Source organism: Rhodobium gokarnense, assembly GCF_025961475.1.
Classification (GTDB): domain Bacteria; phylum Pseudomonadota; class Alphaproteobacteria; order Rhizobiales; family Rhodobiaceae; genus Rhodobium; species Rhodobium gokarnense.
The window spans coordinates 518,542-542,101 of the sequence record NZ_JAOQNS010000001.1; the positions used below are offsets into that span (position 1 = coordinate 518,542).

The 23,560-nt window shown below is 65.6% G+C and carries 24 protein-coding genes and 1 other RNA gene; 18 read left to right on the forward strand and 7 right to left on the reverse strand.

What is annotated here, in order from left to right; all coding sequences use genetic code 11:
* Window positions 1-154 precede the first annotated feature (154 nt).
* From M2319_RS02425 to tkt, 5 genes are all read right to left on the reverse strand, one after another.
* On the reverse strand, window positions 155-1,207 hold the full coding sequence (locus M2319_RS02425) for a tetratricopeptide repeat protein (protein WP_264599833.1): 1,053 nt from the start codon (window positions 1,205-1,207) through the stop codon (window positions 155-157).
* A complete protein-coding gene (locus M2319_RS02430; RefSeq protein WP_264599834.1) occupies window positions 1,204-1,848 on the reverse strand; it encodes a thiamine phosphate synthase in 645 nt (214 codons plus the stop codon). Before M2319_RS02430 ends, M2319_RS02425 begins: the two co-directional genes overlap by 4 nt.
* Window positions 1,849-2,160: 312 nt before the next feature.
* Window positions 2,161-3,354 carry a phosphoglycerate kinase gene (locus M2319_RS02435; RefSeq protein ID WP_264599835.1) on the reverse strand — a complete coding sequence of 398 codons (1,194 nt, stop codon included), beginning with the start codon at window positions 3,352-3,354 and terminating at the stop codon, window positions 2,161-2,163.
* Window positions 3,355-3,522: 168 nt separating this feature from the next.
* The gene (gene gap / locus M2319_RS02440) at window positions 3,523-4,530 is read right to left on the reverse strand and encodes a type I glyceraldehyde-3-phosphate dehydrogenase (RefSeq protein WP_264599836.1); all 1,008 of its coding nucleotides are present in this window, start codon (window positions 4,528-4,530) and stop codon (window positions 3,523-3,525) included.
* A 107-nt stretch (window positions 4,531-4,637) separates the two neighbouring features.
* A complete protein-coding gene (tkt, locus tag M2319_RS02445; protein WP_264599837.1) occupies window positions 4,638-6,632 on the reverse strand; it encodes a transketolase in 1,995 nt (664 codons plus the stop codon).
* A 333-nt stretch (window positions 6,633-6,965) separates the two neighbouring features.
* Here tkt and M2319_RS02450 point away from each other — a divergent pair, with 333 nt between their 5' ends.
* From M2319_RS02450 to M2319_RS02485, 8 genes are all read left to right on the forward strand, one after another.
* On the forward strand, window positions 6,966-7,247 hold the full coding sequence (locus M2319_RS02450; protein ID WP_111432880.1) for a DUF4164 domain-containing protein: 282 nt from the start codon (window positions 6,966-6,968) through the stop codon (window positions 7,245-7,247).
* A gap of 53 nt (window positions 7,248-7,300) precedes the next feature.
* Complete coding sequence (locus tag M2319_RS02455) at window positions 7,301-7,675, forward strand: cell division protein ZapA (protein WP_264599838.1); 375 nt, start codon at window positions 7,301-7,303, stop codon at window positions 7,673-7,675.
* A gap of 94 nt (window positions 7,676-7,769) precedes the next feature.
* Window positions 7,770-7,924, forward strand: a non-coding RNA gene (gene ssrS, locus M2319_RS02460) — 6S RNA.
* A gap of 49 nt (window positions 7,925-7,973) precedes the next feature.
* A complete protein-coding gene (locus M2319_RS02465) occupies window positions 7,974-8,573 on the forward strand; it encodes a 5-formyltetrahydrofolate cyclo-ligase (protein ID WP_264599839.1) in 600 nt (199 codons plus the stop codon).
* A complete protein-coding gene (locus M2319_RS02470; protein ID WP_264599840.1) occupies window positions 8,570-9,388 on the forward strand; it encodes a TIGR00282 family metallophosphoesterase in 819 nt (272 codons plus the stop codon). The genes M2319_RS02465 and M2319_RS02470 overlap by 4 nt, the downstream gene beginning before the upstream one ends.
* Before the next feature lie 270 nt (window positions 9,389-9,658).
* A complete protein-coding gene (locus M2319_RS02475) occupies window positions 9,659-11,236 on the forward strand; it encodes an alkaline phosphatase D family protein (RefSeq protein ID WP_406682062.1) in 1,578 nt (525 codons plus the stop codon).
* Between the two features lie 164 nt (window positions 11,237-11,400).
* Complete coding sequence (locus M2319_RS02480; protein ID WP_264599841.1) at window positions 11,401-12,354, forward strand: MBL fold metallo-hydrolase; 954 nt, start codon at window positions 11,401-11,403, stop codon at window positions 12,352-12,354.
* 161 nt (window positions 12,355-12,515) lie between these two features.
* Window positions 12,516-13,265: a YebC/PmpR family DNA-binding transcriptional regulator gene (locus M2319_RS02485; RefSeq protein WP_111432885.1), complete on the forward strand. Its 750-nt coding sequence runs from the start codon at window positions 12,516-12,518 to the stop codon at window positions 13,263-13,265.
* Window positions 13,266-13,619: 354 nt separating this feature from the next.
* On the opposite strand, the gene M2319_RS02490 is transcribed toward M2319_RS02485, so the two are convergent.
* A complete protein-coding gene (locus M2319_RS02490) occupies window positions 13,620-14,381 on the reverse strand; it encodes a sulfite exporter TauE/SafE family protein (RefSeq protein WP_264599842.1) in 762 nt (253 codons plus the stop codon).
* Window positions 14,382-14,599: 218 nt separating this feature from the next.
* Window positions 14,600-16,144: a calcium-binding protein gene (locus M2319_RS02495; RefSeq protein ID WP_264599843.1), complete on the reverse strand. Its 1,545-nt coding sequence runs from the start codon at window positions 16,142-16,144 to the stop codon at window positions 14,600-14,602.
* Window positions 16,145-16,400: 256 nt separating this feature from the next.
* Here M2319_RS02495 and ruvC point away from each other — a divergent pair, with 256 nt between their 5' ends.
* The 10 genes from ruvC (at window position 16,401) to tolR (ending at window position 23,556) form a co-directional block, all read left to right on the forward strand.
* Entirely contained in the window at window positions 16,401-16,922 is a 522-nt protein-coding gene (ruvC, locus tag M2319_RS02500; RefSeq protein WP_264599844.1) for a crossover junction endodeoxyribonuclease RuvC, read from the forward strand.
* Entirely contained in the window at window positions 16,919-17,536 is a 618-nt protein-coding gene (gene ruvA / locus M2319_RS02505; RefSeq protein ID WP_264599845.1) for a Holliday junction branch migration protein RuvA, read from the forward strand. Before ruvC ends, ruvA begins: the two co-directional genes overlap by 4 nt.
* Window positions 17,533-18,015, forward strand: coding sequence for a GNAT family N-acetyltransferase (locus tag M2319_RS02510; protein ID WP_264599846.1), 483 nt, complete (start codon window positions 17,533-17,535; stop codon window positions 18,013-18,015). The genes ruvA and M2319_RS02510 overlap by 4 nt, the downstream gene beginning before the upstream one ends.
* The gene (gene ruvB / locus M2319_RS02515) at window positions 18,012-19,046 is read left to right on the forward strand and encodes a Holliday junction branch migration DNA helicase RuvB (protein ID WP_264599847.1); all 1,035 of its coding nucleotides are present in this window, start codon (window positions 18,012-18,014) and stop codon (window positions 19,044-19,046) included. The genes M2319_RS02510 and ruvB overlap by 4 nt, the downstream gene beginning before the upstream one ends.
* A 136-nt stretch (window positions 19,047-19,182) precedes the next feature.
* Window positions 19,183-19,521 (forward strand): hypothetical protein, encoded by a 339-nt coding sequence (locus M2319_RS02520; RefSeq protein WP_264599848.1) that lies wholly within the window; start codon window positions 19,183-19,185, stop codon window positions 19,519-19,521.
* Between the two features lie 203 nt (window positions 19,522-19,724).
* The gene (locus tag M2319_RS02525) at window positions 19,725-20,366 is read left to right on the forward strand and encodes a PAS domain-containing protein (protein WP_406682063.1); all 642 of its coding nucleotides are present in this window, start codon (window positions 19,725-19,727) and stop codon (window positions 20,364-20,366) included.
* Window positions 20,363-21,511 carry a methyl-accepting chemotaxis protein gene (locus M2319_RS02530; protein ID WP_264599850.1) on the forward strand — a complete coding sequence of 383 codons (1,149 nt, stop codon included), beginning with the start codon at window positions 20,363-20,365 and terminating at the stop codon, window positions 21,509-21,511. The genes M2319_RS02525 and M2319_RS02530 overlap by 4 nt, the downstream gene beginning before the upstream one ends.
* Window positions 21,512-21,584: 73 nt before the next feature.
* On the forward strand, window positions 21,585-22,031 hold the full coding sequence (gene ybgC / locus M2319_RS02535; protein WP_264599851.1) for a tol-pal system-associated acyl-CoA thioesterase: 447 nt from the start codon (window positions 21,585-21,587) through the stop codon (window positions 22,029-22,031).
* Window positions 22,032-22,271: 240 nt separating this feature from the next.
* Window positions 22,272-22,985, forward strand: coding sequence for a protein TolQ (tolQ, locus tag M2319_RS02540; RefSeq protein ID WP_264599852.1), 714 nt, complete (start codon window positions 22,272-22,274; stop codon window positions 22,983-22,985).
* A gap of 118 nt (window positions 22,986-23,103) precedes the next feature.
* Window positions 23,104-23,556: a protein TolR gene (gene tolR / locus M2319_RS02545; protein WP_264599853.1), complete on the forward strand. Its 453-nt coding sequence runs from the start codon at window positions 23,104-23,106 to the stop codon at window positions 23,554-23,556.
* Window positions 23,557-23,560 lie beyond the last annotated feature (4 nt).

Here is a 23,560-nt window from a genome sequence, read left to right on the forward strand (position 1 = left end):
GGCTGTGGCAAGGCGCAAATGGCGCCGATGGGAAGCGGCGCCTTTCGCGCCGATCGGTCGGCCGGTGTCGGCCCTTGATGCGTCGGGGCTTTCTGCACCACAAAAGCGCCGCCGTTTCAAGTCTCAGAGCGTCGGGGCGGGCCTCGCCAAAGGCCTACTTGCCGAGGATCCAGTTGGCGGCGAGATCCTTGGCGCGGTCCTGAACCTCCTTGGGCAGGGTTTCCCAGAAGCCGTCGAGCTGCAGGTCGGAGAGGCCGAGCTGGCGGGCGATCAGGTGCCATTTCGCCGGCTCGGCCGGATCATAGGTGCCGCCGCGGCCGAGCAGGTACATGTGGGCGAGGCGGTTCATGGCGACCGGGTTGCCGGCCCGTGCGGCGCGCTCGAACCAGGCGATGGCGGCGACGTCGTCGCGCGGCGTGCCCTTGCCGTTGGCGAGCCGGATCGCATACTCGACCTGGGCGTCGACGAAGCCGTTGCGAGCGGCGCGGCCGAGCCAGTCCGTCGCCTTTTCCTGGTCGATCGGCCGGCCGACGCCGAACATGTGCATCTGGGCGATCGCGTATTGGGCATCGGCGATGCCGGCGTCCGCCGCCTTGGCGAAGAGCTCGGCGGCGCGGGGAACGTTGCGCGGCCGGTCCTCGCCGTCCAGATAGGCGATGCCGATGTTGAACATGGCGTTGGGCTGTCCTGCCTTTGCCGCCTGTTCGAAAAGGTCCATGGCGCGCTTGCGGTCCTTTTCGACGCCCTGGCCTTCCAGATACATGGTGCCGAGGCGGAACTGGGCCTCGCGGTCGCCATTCCCTGCCGCGATCCTGTACCAGCTCGCGGCCTCCTTCAGGTTCTGCTTGGTGCCCTTGCCGTTTTCATAGAGGACGCCCATCAGCGTCTGGGCCGCCTTGTCGCCGTTTTCCGCGCGCGGAATGGCGTAGGCAAGGGCGGTCAGGAAGAGGCCGCGCTGGTAGGCGCCGTAGGCAAGGTCGACGGGTGGGCCGTCCGCTGCCGTCTCGTCGGCCCCGTCGCCTGTTGCCGCGCCGGCATCCGCACCGGGAGCCTGCGGGCCGGCCTTCTGTTCGGACAGGTAGTCGCTGACCGGGTTCTGCAGGAACTTGCCTGCCGGCGGGGCCGCATCCTGCTGCGGCGCCTGGGCAATCGCTGTAACGGGGGCGGCGAGAAGGAGGGCGAGCGCCGCGATCAGGCGCAGCGTCATGGGGCGTCTCCGCCGAAGGCGTCGATGCGGGCGTTGGCGAACTGGACCGCCTCGGCCGGGCCGCCGGGATGGTCCCAGACGGCGGCGCGCAAGGCCACGAAATCGGCGCCGGCATCGAGCACCACGTCGAGGGAGGCGAGGTCGGCGCCGGCCATCACCACGCAGGGCGGTTCGAACACGCTCGACCACCACTCGCCGAGCGCGATGTTGGCCGGATGCGGCCCCGGCGCTTCCTCTCGGTCGATGCGGCCGAAAAAGACGTAGTCGGCGCCCCGTTCGGCCGCGAGCATCGCCGTGTGGCGGTCGAAGAGGCTTCCGGCACCGACGAAGTTCTTCGGCTGGAAGCGCTCGAGCGCATCGGTGAGGTCGTCGATGCCGGTGTCGATATGGATGCCGTCGGCGCCGGCACGGCCGGTGACGCGGCTGTCATTGGCGACGATGGCGGCGACGCCGTTCTTCTGGGCGAGCGACGCGGCGGCCTCGGCGACCTTCTGGAAGCCGGCCTCCTCGTCCATGTCCGGGGTGATCAGCAGCGAGGCGGCATCACCACCCGACAGCGCCGCTTCTAGCTTCGGCAGGAAAGCACTCAGCGGGACGGCGCGCGGCGTCACCAGGAAGAGGCGGGGGCGTGGCGTTGTCATCTCGGGCTCGGTTTTCTGTCGACCGGTGGCCTTGCCAGCTACCGGACCTTGGGGGCACCGATCACAAAAAGGCGGCAAAAAATGGGACCCCATCATCTTGCCGGAGATATCTTGTTCGTCTGGCCGCGTCGAGAGGGCGGTGCAGCGCCCGCCGACAAAAACGCCGGCGGGGCAAACCGCCGGCGATTCTTTTCTTAGTTTCAAGCGCCACGTGGGCTTTTCGGCGCGACGGCGCCGGCGCGCGTTCGCGCTTGCGACGCCGTTGGCGTCGATTGGCGAACGCCGGCGCGCCGTGCGAAATCGCTCCAGCGCCTACTTGCGCAGGGCCTCGACGCCCGGCAGGGGCTTGCCTTCCATCCATTCCAGGAAGGCGCCACCGGCGGCCGATACGTAGGTGAAGTCGTCCTTGACGCCGGCGTGTTTCAGGGCCGCGACGGTGTCGCCGCCGCCGGCGACCGAGAGCAGATCGCCGGCCTTGGTGCGCTTCGCGGCGTGCTTCGCGGCGGCCACGGTGGCGGCGTCGAAGGGCGGGATCTCGAAGGCGCCGAGCGGGCCGTTCCAGACCAGCGTCGCGGCCTCGTCGATCTTGGCGGTGACGGCTTTGATCGAGGCCGGGCCGACGTCGAGCATCATGGCGTCGGACGGGATGGCATCGAGCGCGACGGTCTCGTTGGCGGCGCCGGCGGCGAATTCCTTGGCGACCACCGCGTCCTCCGGCAGCACGATGGTGCAGCCGGCGGCTTCCGCGGCGATCATGATGCGCCGCGCGGTCTCGGCGAGGTCGTGCTCGCACAGCGACTTGCCGACATCGACGCCCTTGGCGGCGAGGAAGGTGTTGGCCATGCCGCCGCCGATGACCAGGCCGTCGACCTTGGAGACGAGGTTCTCCAGAAGGTCGATCTTGGTCGAGACCTTGGCGCCGCCGACGACGGCGACAACCGGGCGCTTCGGCGAGCCGAGCGCGGCCTCAAGGGCGTCCAGTTCCTTCTGCATGGCGCGGCCGGCCGCGGCCGGCATCTTGTGCGCCAGGCCCTCGGTCGAGCCGTGGGCGCGGTGGGCGGCCGAAAAGGCGTCGTTGACATAGACGTCGCCATTGGCGGCAAGCGCGTCGACGAAATCGTCTTCGTTCTTTTCCTCGCCCTTGTAGTAGCGGGTGTTCTCAAGGAGCGCGATGTCGCCGTCGGCCATCCTGGCGACGGCCTCGGCAACGGTATCGCCGATGCAGTCGGTGACGAAGGTGACCGGCTTGCCGAGGGCGTCCGACAGCGGGCCGGCGACCGGCTCGAGCGACATCTCCGGCTTCTTCTCGCCCTTCGGGCGGCCGAAATGGGCCAGGAGCAGGACTTTTGCCCCCTTGTCGGAAAGCTCCTTGATGGTCGGGACGACGGCGCGGATGCGGGTGTCGTCGGTGACCTTGCCGTCCTTCATCGGCACGTTGAGGTCGACGCGCACCAGGGTGCGCATTCCTGCAACGTTAAGGTCGTCGATTGTGTTGAACTTGCTCATCGTGGTCCTCCCGTGAGCGCGGCGGCGCTGAAAAAGCCGCACGCTGGCGTGGCTGAACTGACGGAGACGAAAACGGCCGCGACGGGAGCAATCCCGGGCCGCGGCCGGTTACGGTTCGAAACGGACCCGGCGGATCGACACTGGCCGATCCGCCCGGCGGTCGCGGATTTAGAGGTACTTGCCCATCTCGATGGCGGTGTCGAGCATCCGGTTGGAGAAGCCCCACTCGTTGTCGTACCAGGACAGGATGCGGACCAGCTTGCCGTCCATGACCTTGGTCTGGTCGGTGGCGAAGGTCGAGGAGGCCGGGTCGTGGTTGAAGTCCATCGACACGTTCTTCTCGTCGGTATAGGCGAGGATGCCCTTCAGCGGGCCGTCGGCGGCCTCGCGGATGGCGGCGTTGATCTCGTCGACCGAGGTCTCGCGGCCGGCGTTGAAGACCAGGTCGACGACCGACACGTTCGGGGTCGGCACGCGGATTGCGACGCCGTCCAGCTTGCCGTTCAGCTCCGGAATGACGAGGCCGATCGCCTTGGCGGCGCCGGTCGAGGTCGGGATCATCGACATCGCCGCGGCGCGGGCCCGGTAGAGGTCCTTGTGCAGGGTGTCGAGGGTCGGCTGGTCGCCCGTATAGGCGTGGATGGTCGTCATGAAGCCCTTTTCGATGCCGATCAGCTTGTTCAGCACGAAGCTCGGGGGCGCCAGGCAGTTGGTGGTGCACGAACCGTTGGAGACGACCAGGTCGTCGGCGGTCAGCGTGTCGTGGTTGACGCCGTAGACGATGGTCTTGTCAGCGCCGGATGCCGGCGCGGAGACCAGGACGCGCTTGGCGCCGGCCTCAAGGTGCATGGAGGCCTTCTCCTTGGCGGTGAAGATGCCGGTGCACTCAAAGCAGATGTCGACGCCCATCTCGCCCCAGGGCAGCTCCTTGGGGTCGCGGATCGCGGTGACCTTGATCGGGCCGGTGCCGCAGTCGATGGTGTCGCCGTCGACGGTCACCTTGCCGGAGAACCGGCCGTGGACCGAATCGTAGCGCAGCAGATGCGCGTTGGTCTCCACCGGACCGAGGTCGTTGATGGCGACGACTTCGATGTCCTTGCATCCGGTTTCCACGATCGCACGCAGAACATTGCGGCCGATGCGGCCAAAACCGTTGATTGCTACCTTGACAGCCATTTCACAGTCCCTCCTTCGCGGTGTCGAACCAGGCGTAGTCACATTCAAGATTGATAATATGTCCCTCGGGAAAACCCTATGGGAAATATCGGTTAGGGGCTATTGCGTCACTGTGCCGCTTCGAGGCGCTCGCGGACACGGGCAACGACATTCTCGGCAGTAATGCCGAAATGCTCGTAGAGCAGCTCGGCCGGCGCGCTGGCGCCGAAATCGCTCATGCCGACGAAGATGCCGTTTTCGCCGATGAAGCGGTCCCAACCCATGCGAATTGCGGCTTCCACGGCGACGCGGATCTCGGCAGAGCCGATCACCTCAGACTTATAGGCGTCAGACTGCTGCTCGAAAAGCTCAAAACAGGGTACCGAAACGACGCGCGTCGGAATGCCTGCCCCGTCAAGGGCCTCCTTGGCGGCAACGGCGATCTCGACCTCCGAGCCGGAGGCGAAGATCGAGACCCTGGCGTCCTCGTCGGAGGAGCGCAACTCATAGGCGCCGCGGGCCGACAGGTTGGTCTCCTCGTCCTCTTCGCGCAGGGTCGGCAGGCCCTGGCGGGTGAGGGCGAGGGTGCTCGGCGCGGTCTTCGATTCCAGCGCCGCCTGCCAGCATTCGGCGGTCTCCACGATGTCGGCCGGGCGGAACACCTGCATGTGCGGCATGGCCCTGAGGCTCGCCAGGTGCTCGACCGGCTGGTGCGTCGGACCGTCCTCGCCAAGGCCGATGGAATCGTGGGTCATGACGTAGATGACCCGGAGCCCCATCAGCGCCGACAGGCGCATGGACGGACGGCAATAGTCGGCAAAGCACAGGAAGGTGCCCGAATAGGGGATGAACCCGCCATGCAGCGCGATGCCGTTCATGGCGGCTGCCATGCCGTGCTCGCGGATGCCGTAATGGATGAAGCGGCCGGAGAAGTCCTCGGCGCTGATCGCGGCCATGTCGGCGGAGCGGGTGTTGTTGGAGCCGGTGAGGTCGGCCGAGCCGCCGATCGTCTCTGGCACCACTTCGTTGATGACGTCGAGGGTGTTCTGGGAGGCCTTGCGGGTCGCCACCTTCGGCTTTTCGGCGACGCATTTGGCCTTGAACGCGTTGATCGCCTCGCCGAGGCCGGCCGGCAGGTCGCCGCGCAGGCGGCGCTCGAACTCGGCCCTCGTCTCGTTGTCGAGGGCCTCGAAGCGCTTTGCCCACTCCTTGCGTGCCTGGCCGGAGCGCAGGCCCGCGATGCGCCAGGCGTCGCGGATGTCGGCCGGGACCTCGAACGGTCCGCCGGTCCAGCCGAGCTTCTCGCGGGCACCGGCCGCCTCGGTCTCGCCGAGCGGGGAGCCGTGGACGCCGGAGGTGCCGGCCTTGGTCGGGGCGCCGAAGCCGATCTCGGTGCGGCAGGCGATCATCGTCGGACGGTCGCTGCCGCGGGCGGCCTCGATCGCTGCGGCGATGGCTTCCGGCGCGTGGCCGTCGACGCGGGTGGCGTTCCAGCCGGCGGCCTCGAAGCGGGCGACGGCGTCACCCGATTCGGCGAGCGACAGCGGGCCGTCGATGGAGATGCCGTTGTCGTCGTAGAGCACCACCAGCTTGGCGAGCTTCAGGTGGCCGGCGAGCGAGATCGCCTCGTGGCTGATGCCCTCCATGAGGTCGCCGTCGGAGGCGAGCACATAGGTCATGTGGTCAACCACGTCGTCGCCATAGCGGGCATTGGCGAGGCGCTCGGCGAGCGCCATGCCGACCGCGGTGGCGATGCCCTGGCCGAGCGGGCCGGTGGTGGTCTCGATGCCGGCGCCGTGGCCGAATTCCGGATGGCCGGCGGCACGGCTGCCGAGCTGGCGGAACTGTTCGAGCTGCTCGAGCGGGAAATCCTCGTAGCCGAGCAGGTGCAGGAGCGCATAGAGCAGCATCGAGCCGTGGCCGGCGGACAGCACGAAGCGGTCGCGGTCGGGCCAGTGCGGATCGGTCGGGTCGAACTTCAGGAAACGTGTGAACAGGACGGTCGCGATGTCGGCCGCGCCCATCGGCAGGCCGGGATGGCCGGAGTTCGCCTTTTCGACGGCGTCGATTGCGAGAAAGCGAATCGCGTTCGCCATCTGGTCATGCTTGGAGATGTCGGTCATGTGATGAACACTCGATCGCGTTGCGGCAAGGCCCGACTCACGGGAGGCGCCGGGACCGTCGGTGTGATGGCGCCGGGCGCCGATTGCGGCTGCAGGCGCTTGGGGAATGGGCCAGAGTGATAACAGGAAGGCGTTTTGTGTCAATGTATTCGGGGTATGTCCGCCAAGAACGTGACCACACACCATTGACGGTGACTTCACACGGCGCCTAATCTTCCGCCCGCAAGTTACTGAGCACCTTCTTTTCTCGCGATGATCGCCGGCGCGCCGCCGCAAGGTGGAACGACCGGATAGGACGAACACGGGCCGAGGCTCGTTTTGGCGGACAGGGGCATGGCGGACACCCCAAACGTGAAGACCGTGATGGGGCGGCTCGATACGGCGCTGAGCCAACTCGAGGCCGCCGTGCACCGGCATGTGGAGGCCGGCGAGCGCTTTGCCACGGCCGAGGACGAGCTGCAGCGGCTCGGCGAGGACCGGTCGAAGCTGGCGCAGGATCTCGATTCGGCGCTGGCCCGGGCCGACCGGCTGGAAGACACCAATCGCGAGGTGTCGCGGCGGCTGGTCTCGGCGATGGAGACGATCCGCGCCGTCTTGAACGATCACGGTGGTTAGGGATCATTTCGGGTTCGGGGGGCACGGAGATCCGGGGGGCGTTAGGACAGCGGATGGCGCAGGTCAGCGTAACGATCAATGGCCGGCAGTATCGGATGGCGTGCGACGACGGCGAGGAGGAGCGGCTGTTCGCGCTCGCCCGCCGCTTCGACGGCTATATCGGCGAGCTGAAGACGGCGTTCGGGGAAATCGGCGACCAGCGGCTGTCGGTGATGGCCGGGATCATGGCCGTCGACATGCTGGCAAGCGTCGAGCAGCAGATGAAGGGCCTGGAGGCCGAGCTGGAGTCCCTGCGCGAAAGCCGCAAGGCACTGCTGGAGCGCACCGAAAGCTCCGAACAGGCGTTTGCGGAAAAGCTGAACGCGGCGGCGGCGCGCATCGAGGACCTGGCGAAAACGCTGGACCGGCCGAACGGCGCCGGCCGCTGAGGCCTCGGCGCTGATGTCTCTGGCGGTGCCGGTGCAAGGACCGTGTTTGAGACCTCTGGCTTTTGCCGGGGGCGGGTCCTATATCTCGTCTTCGGTGTTGCTGCGCGGTGCGTCAGGAGTCTTTTCCCCGGGGCCTTATCGATCCTTAAGGGAGCTGTCCCTGGTTGAACCCGTGGGTTCTTTCAAACGGCGCCCACCTACGTTGTAGGTACCCGGGATCGCATTCTCCAACGGCCGTGCGGCTTCACCTCTCCACCGGACCCTGGCGGTCCCCAATTCCCAAAAGCATTTCGTTGCCATGACCGAGACCCCGCAGCAGCAGAAGGCCCGGATTCGCGCCGACGTGCTGGCGCGGCGGGCAGAGCTCGGGACCGAGGCGCAGACGGCGGCGGCCGCCGCGCTGGTCGCCCAGGCCGGCATGCTCGGGCCGGTCTCAGGCCGCGCCGTCTCCGGCTTCTGGCCGATTCGCGGCGAGATCGATCCGCTGCCGCTGATGGCGCATTTGAGAGGGCAGGGCGCACGGCTCTGCCTGCCGGTGGTGCTCGATGCGCAAACGCTGGTCTTTCGGGCCTGGGACGGCGATCCGGATGCGCTGGTGCCGGCGCGGTTCGGGCTGATGGAGCCAGGACCGGAGGCGGAGCCGGTGCGGCCCGACATCATGCTGGTGCCGCTTGCCGCCTATGACGGCTCGCTCAACAGAATCGGTTACGGTGCCGGCTATTACGACCGGGCAATCGCGGCGATGGAGGCCGACGGCCACGAACCGCTGCTCGTCGGCGTCGCCTATGGGTGCCAGCGGGTGGACAGCGTTCCGGCCGAGTCGCACGACCAGCCGCTCGCCATGGTCTTCACCGATGCGGGCACGGAAACGGGACCCGACACGGAGGGCGCGATATGAGGCTCTTGTTTTTGGGCGACGTCGTCGGCCGCGCCGGCCGCGCCGCCGTTCTCGACCGGCTGCCCGGCCTCGTCGACCGCTACGAGCTCGATTTCGTCGTCGTCAACGGCGAGAACGCGGCCGGCGGCTTCGGCATCACCGAAGACATCGCCCGCGGTTTCCTCGACGCCGGGGCCGACGTCATCACCACCGGCAATCATGTCTGGGACCAGCGCGAGGCGCTCGTCTTCATCGCCCGCGAGGACCGGTTGCTGCGCCCCCTCAACTATCCGGCGGGAACGCCCGGCCGCGGCGCCGGGGTCTACACAGCCCGCAACGGGGCGAGGGTGCTCGTCATGAACGCCATGGGCCAGGTGTTCATGAACCAGCTCGACGATCCGTTCGCGGCCGTCGAACGCGAGCTTGCCGCCTGCGTCCTCGGTGAGCACGTCGATGCCGTCGTCATCGACATCCACGCCGAGGCGACCAGCGAGAAGCAGGCGATGGCCCATTTCGTCGACGGCCGGGCGAGCCTCGTCGTCGGCAGCCACACCCATGTGCCGACAGCCGACCACCAGATCCTGCCCGGCGGCACCGCGCTGATGACCGATGCCGGGATGTGTGGCGACTACGATTCCGTCGTCGGCATGGACAAGGACGAGCCGATCCAGCGCTTCACCAAGAAGATCCCGCAGGCGCGGTTCTCGCCGGCGCTGGGGCGGGCGACGCTGTCGGGCGTGGCGGTGGAGATCGACGAGGTCTCTGGCCTGGCGACGGCCGTTGCGCCGCTCCGGCTCGGCGGGCGGCTGGAAGAGACCGTGCCGTCCTTCTGGTAGGGTGCTCGACCTTTGCGCGCTCTTCCGTGACGGTGCCGCGACGGGGCTGTCACATTCGGCTTTCCGCGCCCTTGGCGAGGCCGCGGTCTTTCGATCAAGCCGTTGCTTTCTATCGATGAATTTTCGACAGGGGCCTCCCGCCGGGAGCGATATCCTCTCTTTCACATAACCATAATGGAATAGACAAAACGCTGTCACCGAACAGCGTCAGGCTTCCCCTTGGCGGTCGTCATCCGAGCCGCAGCAAATTTTCGCACAAGGGGATCTCCAATGACTCAGATGCTCAAGCTGAGCCGCCGCGGCTTTCTGGCCTCCGCCGGCGCGGCCGGCCTCGTCGCCGGCTCCGGCCTTGCCATGCCGTTCTATTCGCGCGCCAATGCGCGGCCCGTCTTCACCCACGGCGTCCAGTCCGGTGACGTCGACACCAGCTCCGGCGTGATCTGGACCCGGACCGACCGTCCGGCCAGCGTCCGCTTCGAGGTGGCGACCACCGAGAGCTTTGCCGATGCGCGCCAGCTTGCCAGCCTCGACGCCGTTCCGGCCAACGACCTCGCCGTCAAACGGCTGCTGACCGACCTCGCCTCCGACCAGGACATTTTTTACCGCATGACCGCGGTCGACCTTGCCGACGCCAACGCGGTCTCCGAGCCGATCGTCGGCCGGTTTCGGACCGCACCGCGCGAGAAGCGCAACGTGCGCTTTGCCTGGTCGGGCGACACCGCCGGCCAGGGCTGGGGCATCGACGAGGTCGGCATGCTGGCCTACGGCACCATGGCAAGGCACACCCCCGACTTCTTCATCCATTCCGGCGACACCATCTATGCCGACGGCGTGATGAAAGACGAGGTCGACCTCAAGGATGGCACCAAGTGGGTCAACAAGGTGCTGGTCGATGAAAAGCGCAAGGTCGCCGAGACGCTCGACGAGTTCCGCGGCAACTGGAAGTACAACCTCCTTGACGAGCATGTGCGGACGATGAACGCCGTCTGCCCGACCTTCTTCCAGTGGGACGACCACGAGGTCGTCAACAACTGGTCGAGCGCCAAGGACCTCTCGAACGACGACCGCTATTCGGAGAAGTCGATCCACGTGCTGCGCTCGCGCTCGGCCAAGGCCTTCCACGAGATGACGCCGATCCGCTTCACGCCTGCCGAGCCCGGCCGGGTCTACCGCAAGATCGCCTACGGCCCGCTCGTCGACGTCTTCTTCCTCGACCTGCGCTCCTATCGCGGCCCGAACGGCCCGGCGATGGAGACCGAGATGACGCCCGATTCCCGCATCCTCGGTGCCGAGCAGATGGCCTGGCTGAAGGACGCCCTCTCCAAGTCGACCGCGACCTGGAAAGTGATCGCCTGCGACATGCCGATCGGCCTCGTCGTCTGGGACAACTGGAAGGAACAGGCCGGCGCCGAAGCGGTGGCCAATGGCGACAACGGCCCGGCCAAGGGCCGCGAGTTGGAGTTCGCCGAGCTGCTCTCCTTCATCAAGCAGGCCGGCATCACCAACACGGTCTGGTTCACCGCCGACGTCCACTACACGGCGGCCCATTACTACAATCCGGACAAGGCGCAGTTCCAGGATTTCGAGCCGTTCTGGGAGTTCGTCTCCGGCCCGATCCATGCCGGCACCTTCGGCCCCAACGACCTCGACATGACCTTTGGCCCGGAGCTGAAGTTCATCAAGGCGCCGACCAAGGAGCAGGGCGCCAACCTGCCGCCCTCCTTGGGCCTGCAGTTCTTCGGCCTCGTCGACATCGACGGTGCGACCGAGCAGATGACCGTGCGGCTGATGGATCGCGGCGACAACGAGCTCTACAAGATCACGCTCGATCCGGCGAAAAACGCGTAGCTTCGGTTTGGCGTTCAAGCGCCGGCGTTTTTCAAAGCTTCTGGTGGCGGACCCCTGTGGCCCGCCATTTTCTTTTCCAAATCATTATATTCTGTAATTTGAATAATTTTGTGTAATGAGGCATGGTCGCCCGCGACAGAACCGAAAAACCAACCGGAATCCCCATGCACAGTCTTGCTCACGGATGGACGCGCCGTCTTCGCGCCGCCGGCCTTCTTGTTGCCGCCCTTGTTGTTCTCTCCGCCTTGCCGGCCCGTGCCGGCGTTCTCCAGGTCGTCCCCGTCGCCGATAACGTCTATGCGCTGGTCGGCCCGCTCGGCCAGCGCAGTGCCGACAATCTCGCCAACAACGCCACCTTCGGCGCCGTGGTGACCGAGGATGGCGTGGTGCTGATCGATTCCGGCAGCAGCGCCAGGGGTGCGGCGATGATCGAAGAAACCCTTCAAACGGTCACCGACAAGCCGGTCGTCACCGTCATCAACACCGGCGGCCAGGACCATCGCTGGCTCGGCAACGGGTACTTCAAGGCAAAGGGCGCGGAGATCATTGCGGCCGATGCCGCGGTTCGCGACCAGACCGCTCGCGCGGACGAGCAGTTCTTCATGCTCACCAACCTCATCGGTGAGGACGCTCTGGCCGGCACCGAGGCCGTGCCGGCCGAGCGGACGTTCGAGAGCGAACTGGAGCTAGAGGTCGGCGGCACGAAGATGCTCATCAAAATGGCCGGGCCGGCCCACACCCCCGGCGACACGATCGTCTGGCTGCCGAAGGAGCGCATCGCCTTTGCCGGTGATGTCGTCTTCCTCGACCGCATGCTCGGCGTTCTGCCCGTTTCCAACAGCGCCGGCTGGATCGCCGCCTTCAAGGCGCTGGAGGTTCTGGATCCGGAGATCGTCGTGCCGGGTCATGGCCGGCCGGCGCCGCTGTCGGCCGGGATTGCCCAGACCTTCGACGTTCTGGTCAATCTGCGCTCCGAAGTCGGGGCCGTCCTGGAGCGCGGCGGCGACATGACGGAGGCCGCCGGCATCGACCAGTCGGCGTTCGCCGAGCTGCCGAATTTCGATACCCTGTCGCGGCGCAACGCCCAGGCGGTGTTCATGGAGATGGAATTCGAGTAGCCGGAACGCGCATGCCCGGCTGGATTTCGCCGGCTCTTTTGATATAAGCAGCCGAAATTTCCAACGACCAGCCGCGCCCGTGCCGCGTGGCGCGCGCGGGAAGACGCCCGCCGCCGCCTCTCGCCCACATACCCTGCGGCCCGCAACGACAGAGACGAGCCATGGCCGGACATTCAAAATTCAAGAACATCATGTACCGCAAGGGCGCGCAGGACGCCAAGCGCTCCAAGCAGTTCTCCAAGCTCTCCAAGGAGATCACGGTGGCGGCCAAGGTCGGCGGCCCGGACGCCGACGGCAATCCGCGGCTGCGCCTTGCGATCCAGAACGCGCGCGCCCAGTCGATGCCGAAGGACAATATCGAGCGGGCGATCAAGAAGGCCGAAGGCGGCGACGCGGAGACCTATGAGGAAATTCGCTACGAGGGCTACGGCCCCGGCGGCGTTGCCGTGCTCGTCGAGGCCCTCACCGACAACCGCAACCGCACCGCCGGCAATGTGCGCGCCTGTTTCGCCAAGAATGGCGGGGCGATGGGCGAGACCGGCTCGGTGTCCTTCATGTTCGACCGGGTCGGCGAGATCGTCTATCCGGCCTCCGCGGGCGACGCGGAAACCGTCCTTGACGCCGCCATCGAGGCCGGCGCCGAGGACGTCCAGTCGGACGAGGAAAGCCACGTCATCACCTGCGCCTTCGAGGACCTCGGCGACGTCTCCTCTGCGCTGGCCGACTCCCTCGGCGAGGCGGAATCGGTCAACGCCATCTGGAAACCGCAGACCCTGTCGCCGGTCGACGAGGAAAAGGCGGCAACGCTGATGAAGATGATCGGCGCCCTGGAAGACGATGACGACGTCCAGAACGTCTATGCCAACTACGACATCTCCGACGAGGTGATGGAGAAGATCGCCGCGGCGTGAGTGAGCGTGGCGTTCAGGCGCCACGCAGGCTTTACGGCGCATCGGCGCCGGCGCCCGTTCGGGCTTGCGATCCCTGCGGGATCGGGGGGCAATTCGGTGCGTTTTGTGCACCGGGCGGACCGTACCCTCCGTCGTCATCCCGGCCGGAGCGCAGCGGAGAGCCGGGATCCATTGCCCGTCTCGACACGGTATGTCGTCGCGATCGTTCGTCCGGCCTCGATCCTTGTTTCGACTGCGTTCCCACAATCGGCGACATACCGTATGGACAGGGGCAATGGGCCCCGGGTCAAGCCCGGGGTGACGGGGAGAGTGTGGGGCTGCCCCTGCCACTCGTGATCGGGTGCCGTCCCTGCTCTACCCCAGCACACTATCCAGCACTGGCAACCCCAACAGCGCGAAGACGATGATCAGCGCGTAGGCGATGCGGCGGAACGTGGCCTCGCTGGCGAGGCCGAACATGCGGTTGCCGATGAGGACGCCGGCGAGATAGATCGGCGCCAGGATCAGAGACCGTTGCAGGCTCTCCAGGGTGATGAAGCCTTGCGCGAAGAGGTTGGCGCCGTTCAGCACCATCAGGATGCCGAAATAGGCGATGATGTTGGCGCGGGCGACGGACGCGGAAGCCGGCCCGCTCATCCAGAACATCAAGACCGGCGGGCCGGGGATGGCGGCAAAGCCGCCGAGGAAGCCTGAGGAAAAGCCGACGCCGAGGGTGGTCGGCATGTTCGGGCGGACCCGGTAGCGCCAGCCGGACCAGAGCGCGGCGGCAAGCACCAGCGTCAGCAGGCTGATGGTCCAGCGCACGGGCACCGGGTCGGCGGTCTTCAACAGGTACATGCCGATCGGCACGCCGACGAAGGCGGCGATCGCCATCGGGATGATCTCCCGCCAGACGCATTTCTTCAGCGCCGGAAACAGGATCGGGAAGGCCGGCACGCTGTCGATCATCCAGATCATGACGATGGCGAGCTTGGGATCGAACAGGGCGCCCGCCAGCGGCATGAACAGCATGCCCGCGCCGAAGCCGGAAAAGCCGCGCACCAGCGCGGTGACGAAGGCGACACCCATGAGGACGAGCATCGCCGGCTCGGTGATCAGTGCGGTCCAGGACAACATTTGCGCGGATGCCGGAAGCGACGGGCGGGACCGGCGCACAATTCCGGGTCGGGCGCGGCATGTCAACGGATATGGGCAGGGGCGGTCAGACCGGCCAACGACGGAAGCGGCGCTTCAAAACGTTCGCCGCCGGCCGTCGGCACCTGTGCTTTCGCGAAGAGCACCTGCACCCGCGTCGCAAGCCACCCGTTCCGTCGCCGCTCGAACAGCCCGGGCGATCAACTCAGCAGGTCGTCGAGGTCAAAAACCTTTCCGCCGAAACTGATCTGCTCGATACTACTCAGGATGTCGGTTCCGAAGTGACCCTGGTGGTCGGTGATCTTGATATTGCCGCTGCTGGTCTCGGTAATCTCGTAGCGGCCTTTGCCGCCGGCATACAGCGCTGTGTCGTTGCCTTTGCCGCCCACCAGGCGATCATCGCCGATCCCGCCGGACAGCAAATCATCGTTGTTTCCGCCGAAAAGGGCGTCCTTTCCGTTACCACCGAACAGGCGATCCTCGCCGGCACCTCCGTAGATCTTGTCGCGGCCGGCCTGGCCGGCAAGCATGTCCTTTCCCTGGGCGCCGAGCAGCAGGTCCTTGCCGGTGCCTCCAAGGACGCTGTCGCTGCCCTTGCCGCCGAACAACTCGTCCTTGCCGGCGCCGCCAAGCAAACTGTCGCTGCCTTTGCCGCCGAAGATTTCGTCTCTTCCGCCGTTTCCGGCGAGTGTGTCATTGCCGGCTTTTCCGAAAATCGTCTGGTCGCCGGCTCCGCCGGCGAGTTTTTGGCTCCTTGCCGTGCCGTCGACCTGATCGAGGCTAAGGTCGCCGACCCACACGGTTCCGTCCGCAAAAGCTATTTTCTCTATGCCGTACAGTTCGTCGGCGCCGTCTTCCGGGACGCCGCGTTGGTCAATGATTTTGAGGTCGCCGTTACCCATTTTGACGATTTTGTAGTCGTCGCGATTGCCGGAATATTCGGCAGTATCATTCTCGCCATAGCCACGCAGGGTGTCCCGTCCCCCGCCGCCAATGAGCGTGTTGTTATTGCCCGAGGATACTTCGAGGTGGTCGTTTCCCGCGCCGCCCTCCAGCGTGTTGTTGTTTCTGGCTCCAGCCGTCGCGTCGAAGTCATCCCAGATCTTGATAAAGTCGTCTCCGGCACCGCCGATCAATCGATTGTCACTGCCGTTCACGACTTCGAGATGGTCATCACCGGCGCCGCCCTCCAACGTGTTGTTATTTCTGGTTCCAACAGTTGGGTCGGAGCGATCCCAGATATGGATGTAGTCGTCTCCGGCACCGCCGATCAATCGATTGTCACTGCCGTTTACGACTTCGAGGTGGTCGTCTCCCGCACCGCCCTCCAGCGTGTTGTTGCGGCTTAAAGCTCCGGTCCCACCGTAGCTATCCTCAACCTTGATAAAATCGTCTCCGGTACCGCCAATCAATCGGTTGTTGCTGCCACTAATGACTTCGAGATGGTCGTCACCCGCGCCGCCCTCCAGCGTGTTGTTATCTCTGGCCCCATCCGTCGCGTCGAAGCCGTCCCAGACCTTGACAAAATCGTCGCCGGTCCCGCCAGCCAATCGATTGTCGCTGGCATTGACGACTTCGAGATGGTCCTCTCCATTGCCGCCAACGAGCGTATCGGCCGAAGCGGTCCAAAGAAAAATGTAATCATTGCCGTCCAGGCCGAGAAGCAGGTCTCTTTGGGTCGTACCGTCAAGCGTGTCGTTTCCGGCGGTGCCGATGATCAGATTGTCGAATGAATTGCTTGCCATGATGACGGGCTCCTCGTGGCGTCGATCGGTAAAATAACGATAGGTTTCGATGCGGTTTGGTTGAAATGACGCTGGGTTTGGCGCGACTCACGGTTAGCGCAAGGATATGTCGGGCCCGTTTACAGTGTATAAACACCACTCGACACGTGCTGCGGCATATCTGCGCGCGCCCGCGAAAACGTTAGCGGCCGGTCAGCGCGGTGCCGTGAATTGCCGGCCTACCTTTTTGTGCCGGCAACGCGCTAAAAATCCTGTCATGGAAAAGGCGATTCGAATCATCGGCATCGATCCGGGGCTGCGGCACACCGGCTGGGGCGTCATCGAGGTGTCGGGCAACAATATCGGCTTTGTTGCCTCCGGCACGGTGCATCCGCCGATCGAGGGCACGTTGGCGGAGCGGCTGGTGGCGCTGCATGATGCGCTTGATGCCGTCGTTGCGAAGGTGCGGCCGGACGAGGCGGCGGTGGAAGCGACCTTCGTCAACCGCGACGCCAAGGCGACCCTGAAACTCGGACAGGCGCGCGGCATTGCGCTGCTCGTTCCCGGCCGCATGGGGCTTTCCGTTGCCGAGTACGCGCCGAATGCCATCAAGAAGGCGATCGTCGGCGCCGGCCATGCCGACAAGGGACAGATAAGGGTGATGGTGAAGGTGCTTTTACCCAAGGCGACCTTCGACAGCGACGATGCGGCGGACGCGCTGGCGATCGCGCTCTGCCATGCGCACCATCGCGGCTCGGCGAGCGCGCGGATCGCGATGGCCGCGGGAGGCGGGCGATGATCGGCAAGCTGAAGGGCGTCGTCGACAGTTTCGGCGACGACTACGTCATCCTCGACGTCCAGGGCGTCGGCTACGAGGTGCATTGCCCGGCACGGGTGCTGCAGAACCTGCCGGCGGCGGGCGAGGCGGCGGTGCTGTCCATCGAGACCTATGTGCGCGACGACCTGATCCGGCTCTACGGGTTTTTGTCGGACGCCGAGCGGGAATGGTTCCGGCTGTTGATGACCGTGCAGGGGGTCGGGGCCAAGGTGGCGCTCGCGGTGCTGGGCATCATGAAGCCGTCGGACCTTGCCACCGCGATCGCGCTGAAGGACGTCGCCCAGATCACCCGCGCGCCGGGGGTCGGCAAGAAGGTGGCCGAACGCATCGCGGCGGAACTTCGTGACAAGGCGCCGAGCTATGCCGACGCCGATCTCGGGCATATCCAGCTCGTCGACGACATCGCGGAGAAACGCGCGCCGCGGCCGGTCGCCGATGCGGTCTCCGCCCTCGTCAATCTCGGCTACCAGCAGATACGGGCGAGCGCCGCCGTCAACGCGGCATCCCGCCAGGTCGGCGAGGAGGCGACGACGGAAACGCTCATCCGGCTGGCGCTGAAGGAACTGGCGACGTGACCGCGCCGGTCGACCTGATCCCGGAATCCGATGCCGACTGGATCGCCGACTTCCTGACCAAATATTGGGGCGCCCCGACCATCGTCGCTCGCGGCGAGGTGATCGAGGCCGCCAGCTTGTCTGGTTTTCGCGCCGTCGACCGGGACGGCACGCTGAAGGGTTTTGCTAGCTACCGGATCGAAGACGATGCACTCCAGATCGTCACCCTCGACAGTTTTTTCGAGGGCGGCGGTACGGGGCAGGCGCTGGTCGCGCGGGTGCTCTTCGAGGCGCGGGAAAAGGGCTGCTCAAAGGTCTGGCTGGTGACCACCAATGACAATCTCCATGCTTTGCGGTTTTATCAGCGGCGGGGATTCCGGATCGTCGCCGTCTATCCGGGCGCGATGGATGCGGCGCGCAAGCTGAAGCCTGAGATCCCCGCGATCGGGGCGAACGGCATCCCGATCCGCGACGAAATCGAGTTGGAAATGTGTCTATGAGCGATGACCGGATGATCTCGGCCGAGGTGCGCGAGGAGGACGAGGACCGGACCCTGCGCCCGCAGCAGCTCGACGATTTCGTCGGCCAGGCCCAGGCGCGCTCCAACCTCAAGGTCTTCATCGAGGCGGCGCGGCGGCGCGGCGAGGCCCTCGATCACGTGCTCTTCGTCGGCCCGCCGGGGCTCGGCAAGACGACGCTCGCCCAGATCGTCTCGCGCGAGCTCGGCGTCAATTTCCGCGCCACCTCCGGTCCGGTGATCGCCAAGGCCGGGGACCTCGCGGCGCTGCTCACGAACATGGAAGAGCGGGACGTCCTCTTTATTGATGAAATCCACCGGCTCAATCCGGCGGTCGAAGAAATCCTCTATCCGGCGATGGAGGATTTTCAGCTCGATCTGATCATCGGCGAGGGGCCGGCGGCGCGGTCGGTGCGCATCGATCTGGCGAAGTTCACCCTGGTCGGGGCGACGACACGGCTCGGCCTTCTGACGACGCCGCTGCGCGACCGCTTCGGCATTCCGGTGCGGCTCGACTTCTATTCGGTGGAAGAGCTGGAACTGATCGTGAAACGCGGCGCGCGGATCATGGCGACCGGCATCACCGAGGAGGGCGCCAACGAGATCGCAAGAAGAGCGCGCGGCACGCCGCGCATCGCCGGCCGGCTCCTGCGCCGGGTCTGCGACTTCGCCACCGTCGCCGGCGTCGATGCCATCGACCGGGCGGCGGCCGACAGGGCGCTCCGGCAGCTTGAGGTCGACGCGGCCGGGCTCGATTCCCTCGATCGGCGCTACCTCACGACCATCGCCATGAGCTTCGGCGGCGGACCGGTCGGCATCGAGACGATTGCCGCGGCGCTGTCGGAGCCGCGCGATGCCATCGAGGAAATCGTCGAGCCGTTCCTGATCCAGAAGGGTTTCGTCCAGCGCACCCCCCGCGGGCGCATCCTCACCCCGCACGCCTTCAAGCATCTCGGCCTTGCGGCGCCCCCGCCGATCGCCGCGCAGATGGGACTTTTCACGGAAGACGAGTAGGCTTTTCGGTCCTTGCTGGAAGCAACCTTTCCGCGAGGCTGGCGTTTCTTCCCCGTCCTCAGGCAGAATGGGCTGCCGGCACGATACGAGGCGAGGACACCAAGACCTGACCGATTTCGATGCGCGGCTTGCCGCAGTGCCGGTCCTGGCGCAGCGGCCGGACCGCATAGACGCCCGCACCTACAATCTGTGGCGCCGCGCCCGCGGCCGCTGGGGCACGCCGCTGCGACTGCACTTTGCGGACCTGAAGGAAATGGAGCTGGTGCTTGCGGATAGCTACTGGGTCTGCGTCGATGCCAGCAAGAACGACGTGCCGGTGATCGCCTGGGTCGAGCTTGAAGACGAAAACCGCAGCGCCCTCCACACCGACGTTGCCTGCAAGCTCAACTACTATCACTTCGCCGCCTCGGCGCTGCGCGGACGGTGTTTGAGGCTGATGGAGGAAGCGCTCGGCGCGCGGCTGCGCGGGCGGTAAGGTGTTGCCGGCGTCGTCGCCGGCTCGATGATTTATGAATACTATGGTTTCCGACAGAGAATACTACTATATTATTGTTCGTGATTCCATATTATACATTGAATTCTTACAATTTTAATTGCTTTCGAAGGTTTGCTTAACCAGTCATTTACGCCTTTCTCGTGAAACTCGCGCCCGGGCACAACCGTCCAGCAACAATCAGAATGGGCTGGCCGCGAGCGAGGAGTCAGGTCTTGAAGCGCAACGACAAGGTGCATCTCTCAGGCGTGGAGAGAACCTTCCCGGAGAACGACATCATCGTGTCGAAGACCGACCTGAAGGGCAACCTGACCTACGCCAACAAGATATTCATCGATATTTCCGGCTACACGGAAAAGGAACTCATCGGCCAGCCGCACTCGATCCTGCGCAATCCGCAGATGCCGCGGGTGATGTTCAAGGTGCTGTGGTGCATGCTGCAGTCGGGCAGCGAGATCTTCGCCTATGTGGTGAACCGCTGCAAGAACGGCGACCACTACTGGGTCTATGCCCATGCCACGCCGAGCTTCGACATGAAGGGCAACATCATCGGCTACCACTCCAACCGGCGGGTGCCGGACCGGCGCATCCTGGAAGAGCACATCATCCCGCTCTACGCCAAGCTGCGCGAAGAGGAGCACCGGCACGCCTCGGCCAAGGACGGCCTGACGGCGTCGACCAAGATGCTGGAATCCATGCTCGACGACCTCGGCATGGACTATGACGAATTTATCGCAACCGTCGGCAAGGAGCGGCACGGGTCCCGGCCGTCGGGACGCCGGCGCCAGGGCTATGACAAGGAAACGGAACGGTGCGTGTGGGCATGAGAAAATCTTCCCTGAGACGAGCGACGGAAGTCTGCAAGGCGGTCGCCAATGGCGACTTCGAGGCCCGGATCCTGAACATCACGGAAAAGGGCGACATGGGAGAGCTGATGCACGCCATCAATCTCCTCATCGACCGGACCGACGCTTATTTGCGCGAGTCCAAGGCCTGCCTCGACTACGTCAACAAGAACCAGCACTTCCGCCTGATCGCGGAGCGCGGCATGGTCGGCGCCTTCGCCGGGGCGGCGCGCAGCATCAACACGGCGATGGCCGGCATCAAGCAGCGCCACGACTCGTTCTGCGATCTCGCCGGCAAGTTCGAGACCCAGCTCCAGGGCATCGTCCAGTCGGTCTCGGCAGCGGTCGAGGATCTGAACGGTGCGGCGGCGAACGTTACCGATTCGGCCAACAGCGCCAATCAGCAGTCGCTGACCGCGGCGGCCGGCGCCGAGCAGGCCTCGGCCAATATGCAGAACGTCGCTGCCTCCACGGAACAACTGACCAGCTCGATCACCGAGATCAACCGGCAGATGGTGCTGTCGGCTGAGGTCGCCAACGGCGCGGTCGCCAAGTCGGCGGCGATGGACGCGGAAATCCGCGGCCTGTCGGGCGCCTCCCAGACCATCGGCGAGGTGGTCAGCCTGATCAACGACATCGCCGCGCAGACCAACCTCCTTGCCCTCAACGCCACCATCGAGGCGGCGCGGGCCGGCGAGGCAGGCAGGGGCTTTGCCATCGTTGCCCAGGAGGTCAAGGCGCTGGCCGGCCAGACGGCGACCGCGACTGAGGAGATCTCGGTGCAGGTCAACAGCCTGCAGGCCGCGACCACCCAGGCCGTGAAGGCCAACGAGGAAATCAATTCGGCCATCAACAAGGTCAGCGAGACCTCCACGGCGGTGGCCTCCGCGGTCGAGGAGCAGAGCGCGGCGACCGGCGAGATCAGCCACAACATCGCCGAGGCGGCGAGCGGAACGCGGGATGTGACGACGAGTATCACCAACGTCCAGGAGGTGGCCCAAGTCACTGCACAGGCAGCGGAAAAGGTGATGACGTCGGCCCGCCAGCTCGCCGATCAGCAGAAGTCGCTGGACGATCTGCGCGGCGAAATGGGCGAATTCCTCGCCGTCGTCACAAAGGTGGGGTAAAGGGGAGGGCGGTTGGCTTCTTTCGAGCCGCCGACCGCCGTTCACAAACCCTCGACCTTCGACGACCTTTCACATGGATGACATTGCGCTTGCCGGCCGCATCGAGGCCGGCCATCACCTTTTGCAGGTCCGCGTCTACTACGAGGACACGGACTTTTCCGGCATCGTCTATCACGCCAACTACCTGAAATTCCTGGAGCGCGGGCGGACCGATTTCCTGCGCCTTTGCGGTATTCACCACAACGAGCTTGCCGCCGGCCACGGCGGTGAGGCGCTGCATTTCGTTGTCCGGCACATGGAGATCGATTTCCATGCCTCGGCCCGGATCGACGACGTCCTGACCGTGGAGACGCGATTCCGCGAATTGCGGGGCGCGCGGATGGTTCTGGACCAGGTGGTGCGCCGCGGGGAGACGGTCCTGATCGGCGCGGCGGTCACCGCCGCCGTCATCAATGCCGCCGGCCGGCCGCGCCGCCTGCCGCCGCAAATGCGCGAAAAACTGGGCGTCGTCGCGGGCTGACCGGTGCGCGTCGGCGCGGAAACTTTTCCGGCTCCACTTTCGTTAATGCTCTATTAACCTTGCCGAAGTCTTGCTGGTGCGGGGCATAAGCGGGTAGACCTTGCGAGCGGCAAACGTTCCAAGTTTTGACATGTTTGGCGATCAGACAGGCGAATACGCGGCCGGTGACGGTTTTGCGCGGAAGTCTCGTCTGGTGACGCCGGGCGACCACTATCGAGACGGACAAGAGGTCTTTTTTACATGAACCCGGTGGATTTGGCCCAGTCGGCCCTGGAGGCCCCGGTCGGCGAGTTGTCGCTGCTGACCCTGTTCCTTGACGCCCATATCGTCGTCAAGTTCGTCATGATCGGACTTCTGCTGGCATCGATCTGGTGCTGGGCGATCATCATCGACAAGTCGATCCTTTTTGCGCGCACCCGCTCGCAGATGAACCGGTTCGAGAAGATCTTCTGGTCTGGGCAGTCGCTGGAGGAGCTCTACCGCTCGCTCTCCGGGCGCGGTAACCACGCGCTGGCGGCGCTGTTCGTCGCCGCCATGCGGGAGTGGAAGCGCAGCCATGAGAAGGGGCGGGCGGCGCTCGGCTCGCTCAACATCCGCATCGACAAGGTGCTCGACGTGACGATCGCGCGCGAGGTGGAGCGGCTGGAGAACCGGCTCCTGTTCCTGGCCACCGTCGGCGCGGCGGCGCCGTTCATCGGCCTGTTCGGCACGGTCTGGGGCATCATGACCGCGTTCCAGGCGATCGCGGCCTCCAAGAACACCAATCTGGCGGTGGTGGCGCCGGGCATCGCCGAGGCGCTGTTCGCCACCGCGCTCGGCCTCTTTGCCGCGATCCCGGCGGTGATCGCCTACAACAAGTTCGCCAACGACGTCGGCAAGCTGAGCGGCCGCATGGAAGGCTTTGCGGACGAGTTCTCCGCGATCCTGTCGCGCCAGATCGACGAGCGCCTGTGAGCGCCGTCCGCGCCGCCGGCCGCCAAGAGCACCTGTCATTTTCGTGGGGACTAACGATGACCGATTGCAGATCCCTCTACGTGCGCCCGCCGGCCCCTGCCGGGGCTGAGGCATAGGCATGGGTGCCGGGGTCAAGCCCGCCTACAAGGGCGGTCGCAGGCGCGGGCGCCGGAAGGTGCACCATGCGCCGATGAGCGAGATCAACGTGACGCCGTTCGTCGACGTCATGCTGGTGCTTTTGATCATCTTCATGGTGGCGGCGCCGCTCCTTACCGTGGGCGTTCCCATCGACCTGCCGGAGACCCGCGCCAAGCCGATGGAGGGCGACACCGAGCCGATCACCATCTCGATCCGCAACTCCGGCCAGGTCTTCATCCAGGACACCGAGATCGATCCGGACGAGATCGTCGCCAAGCTGCAGGCGATCGCCAAGACCGGTTACGACGAGCGCATCTATGTGCGCGGCGACCGGGACGCGGACTACGGCGTCATCATGCAGATCATGGGGCGCATCAGCGCCGCCGGCTACAAGCGGATCGGGCTGGTGACGCTGGAGGAACAGGGAGGCTGATCAC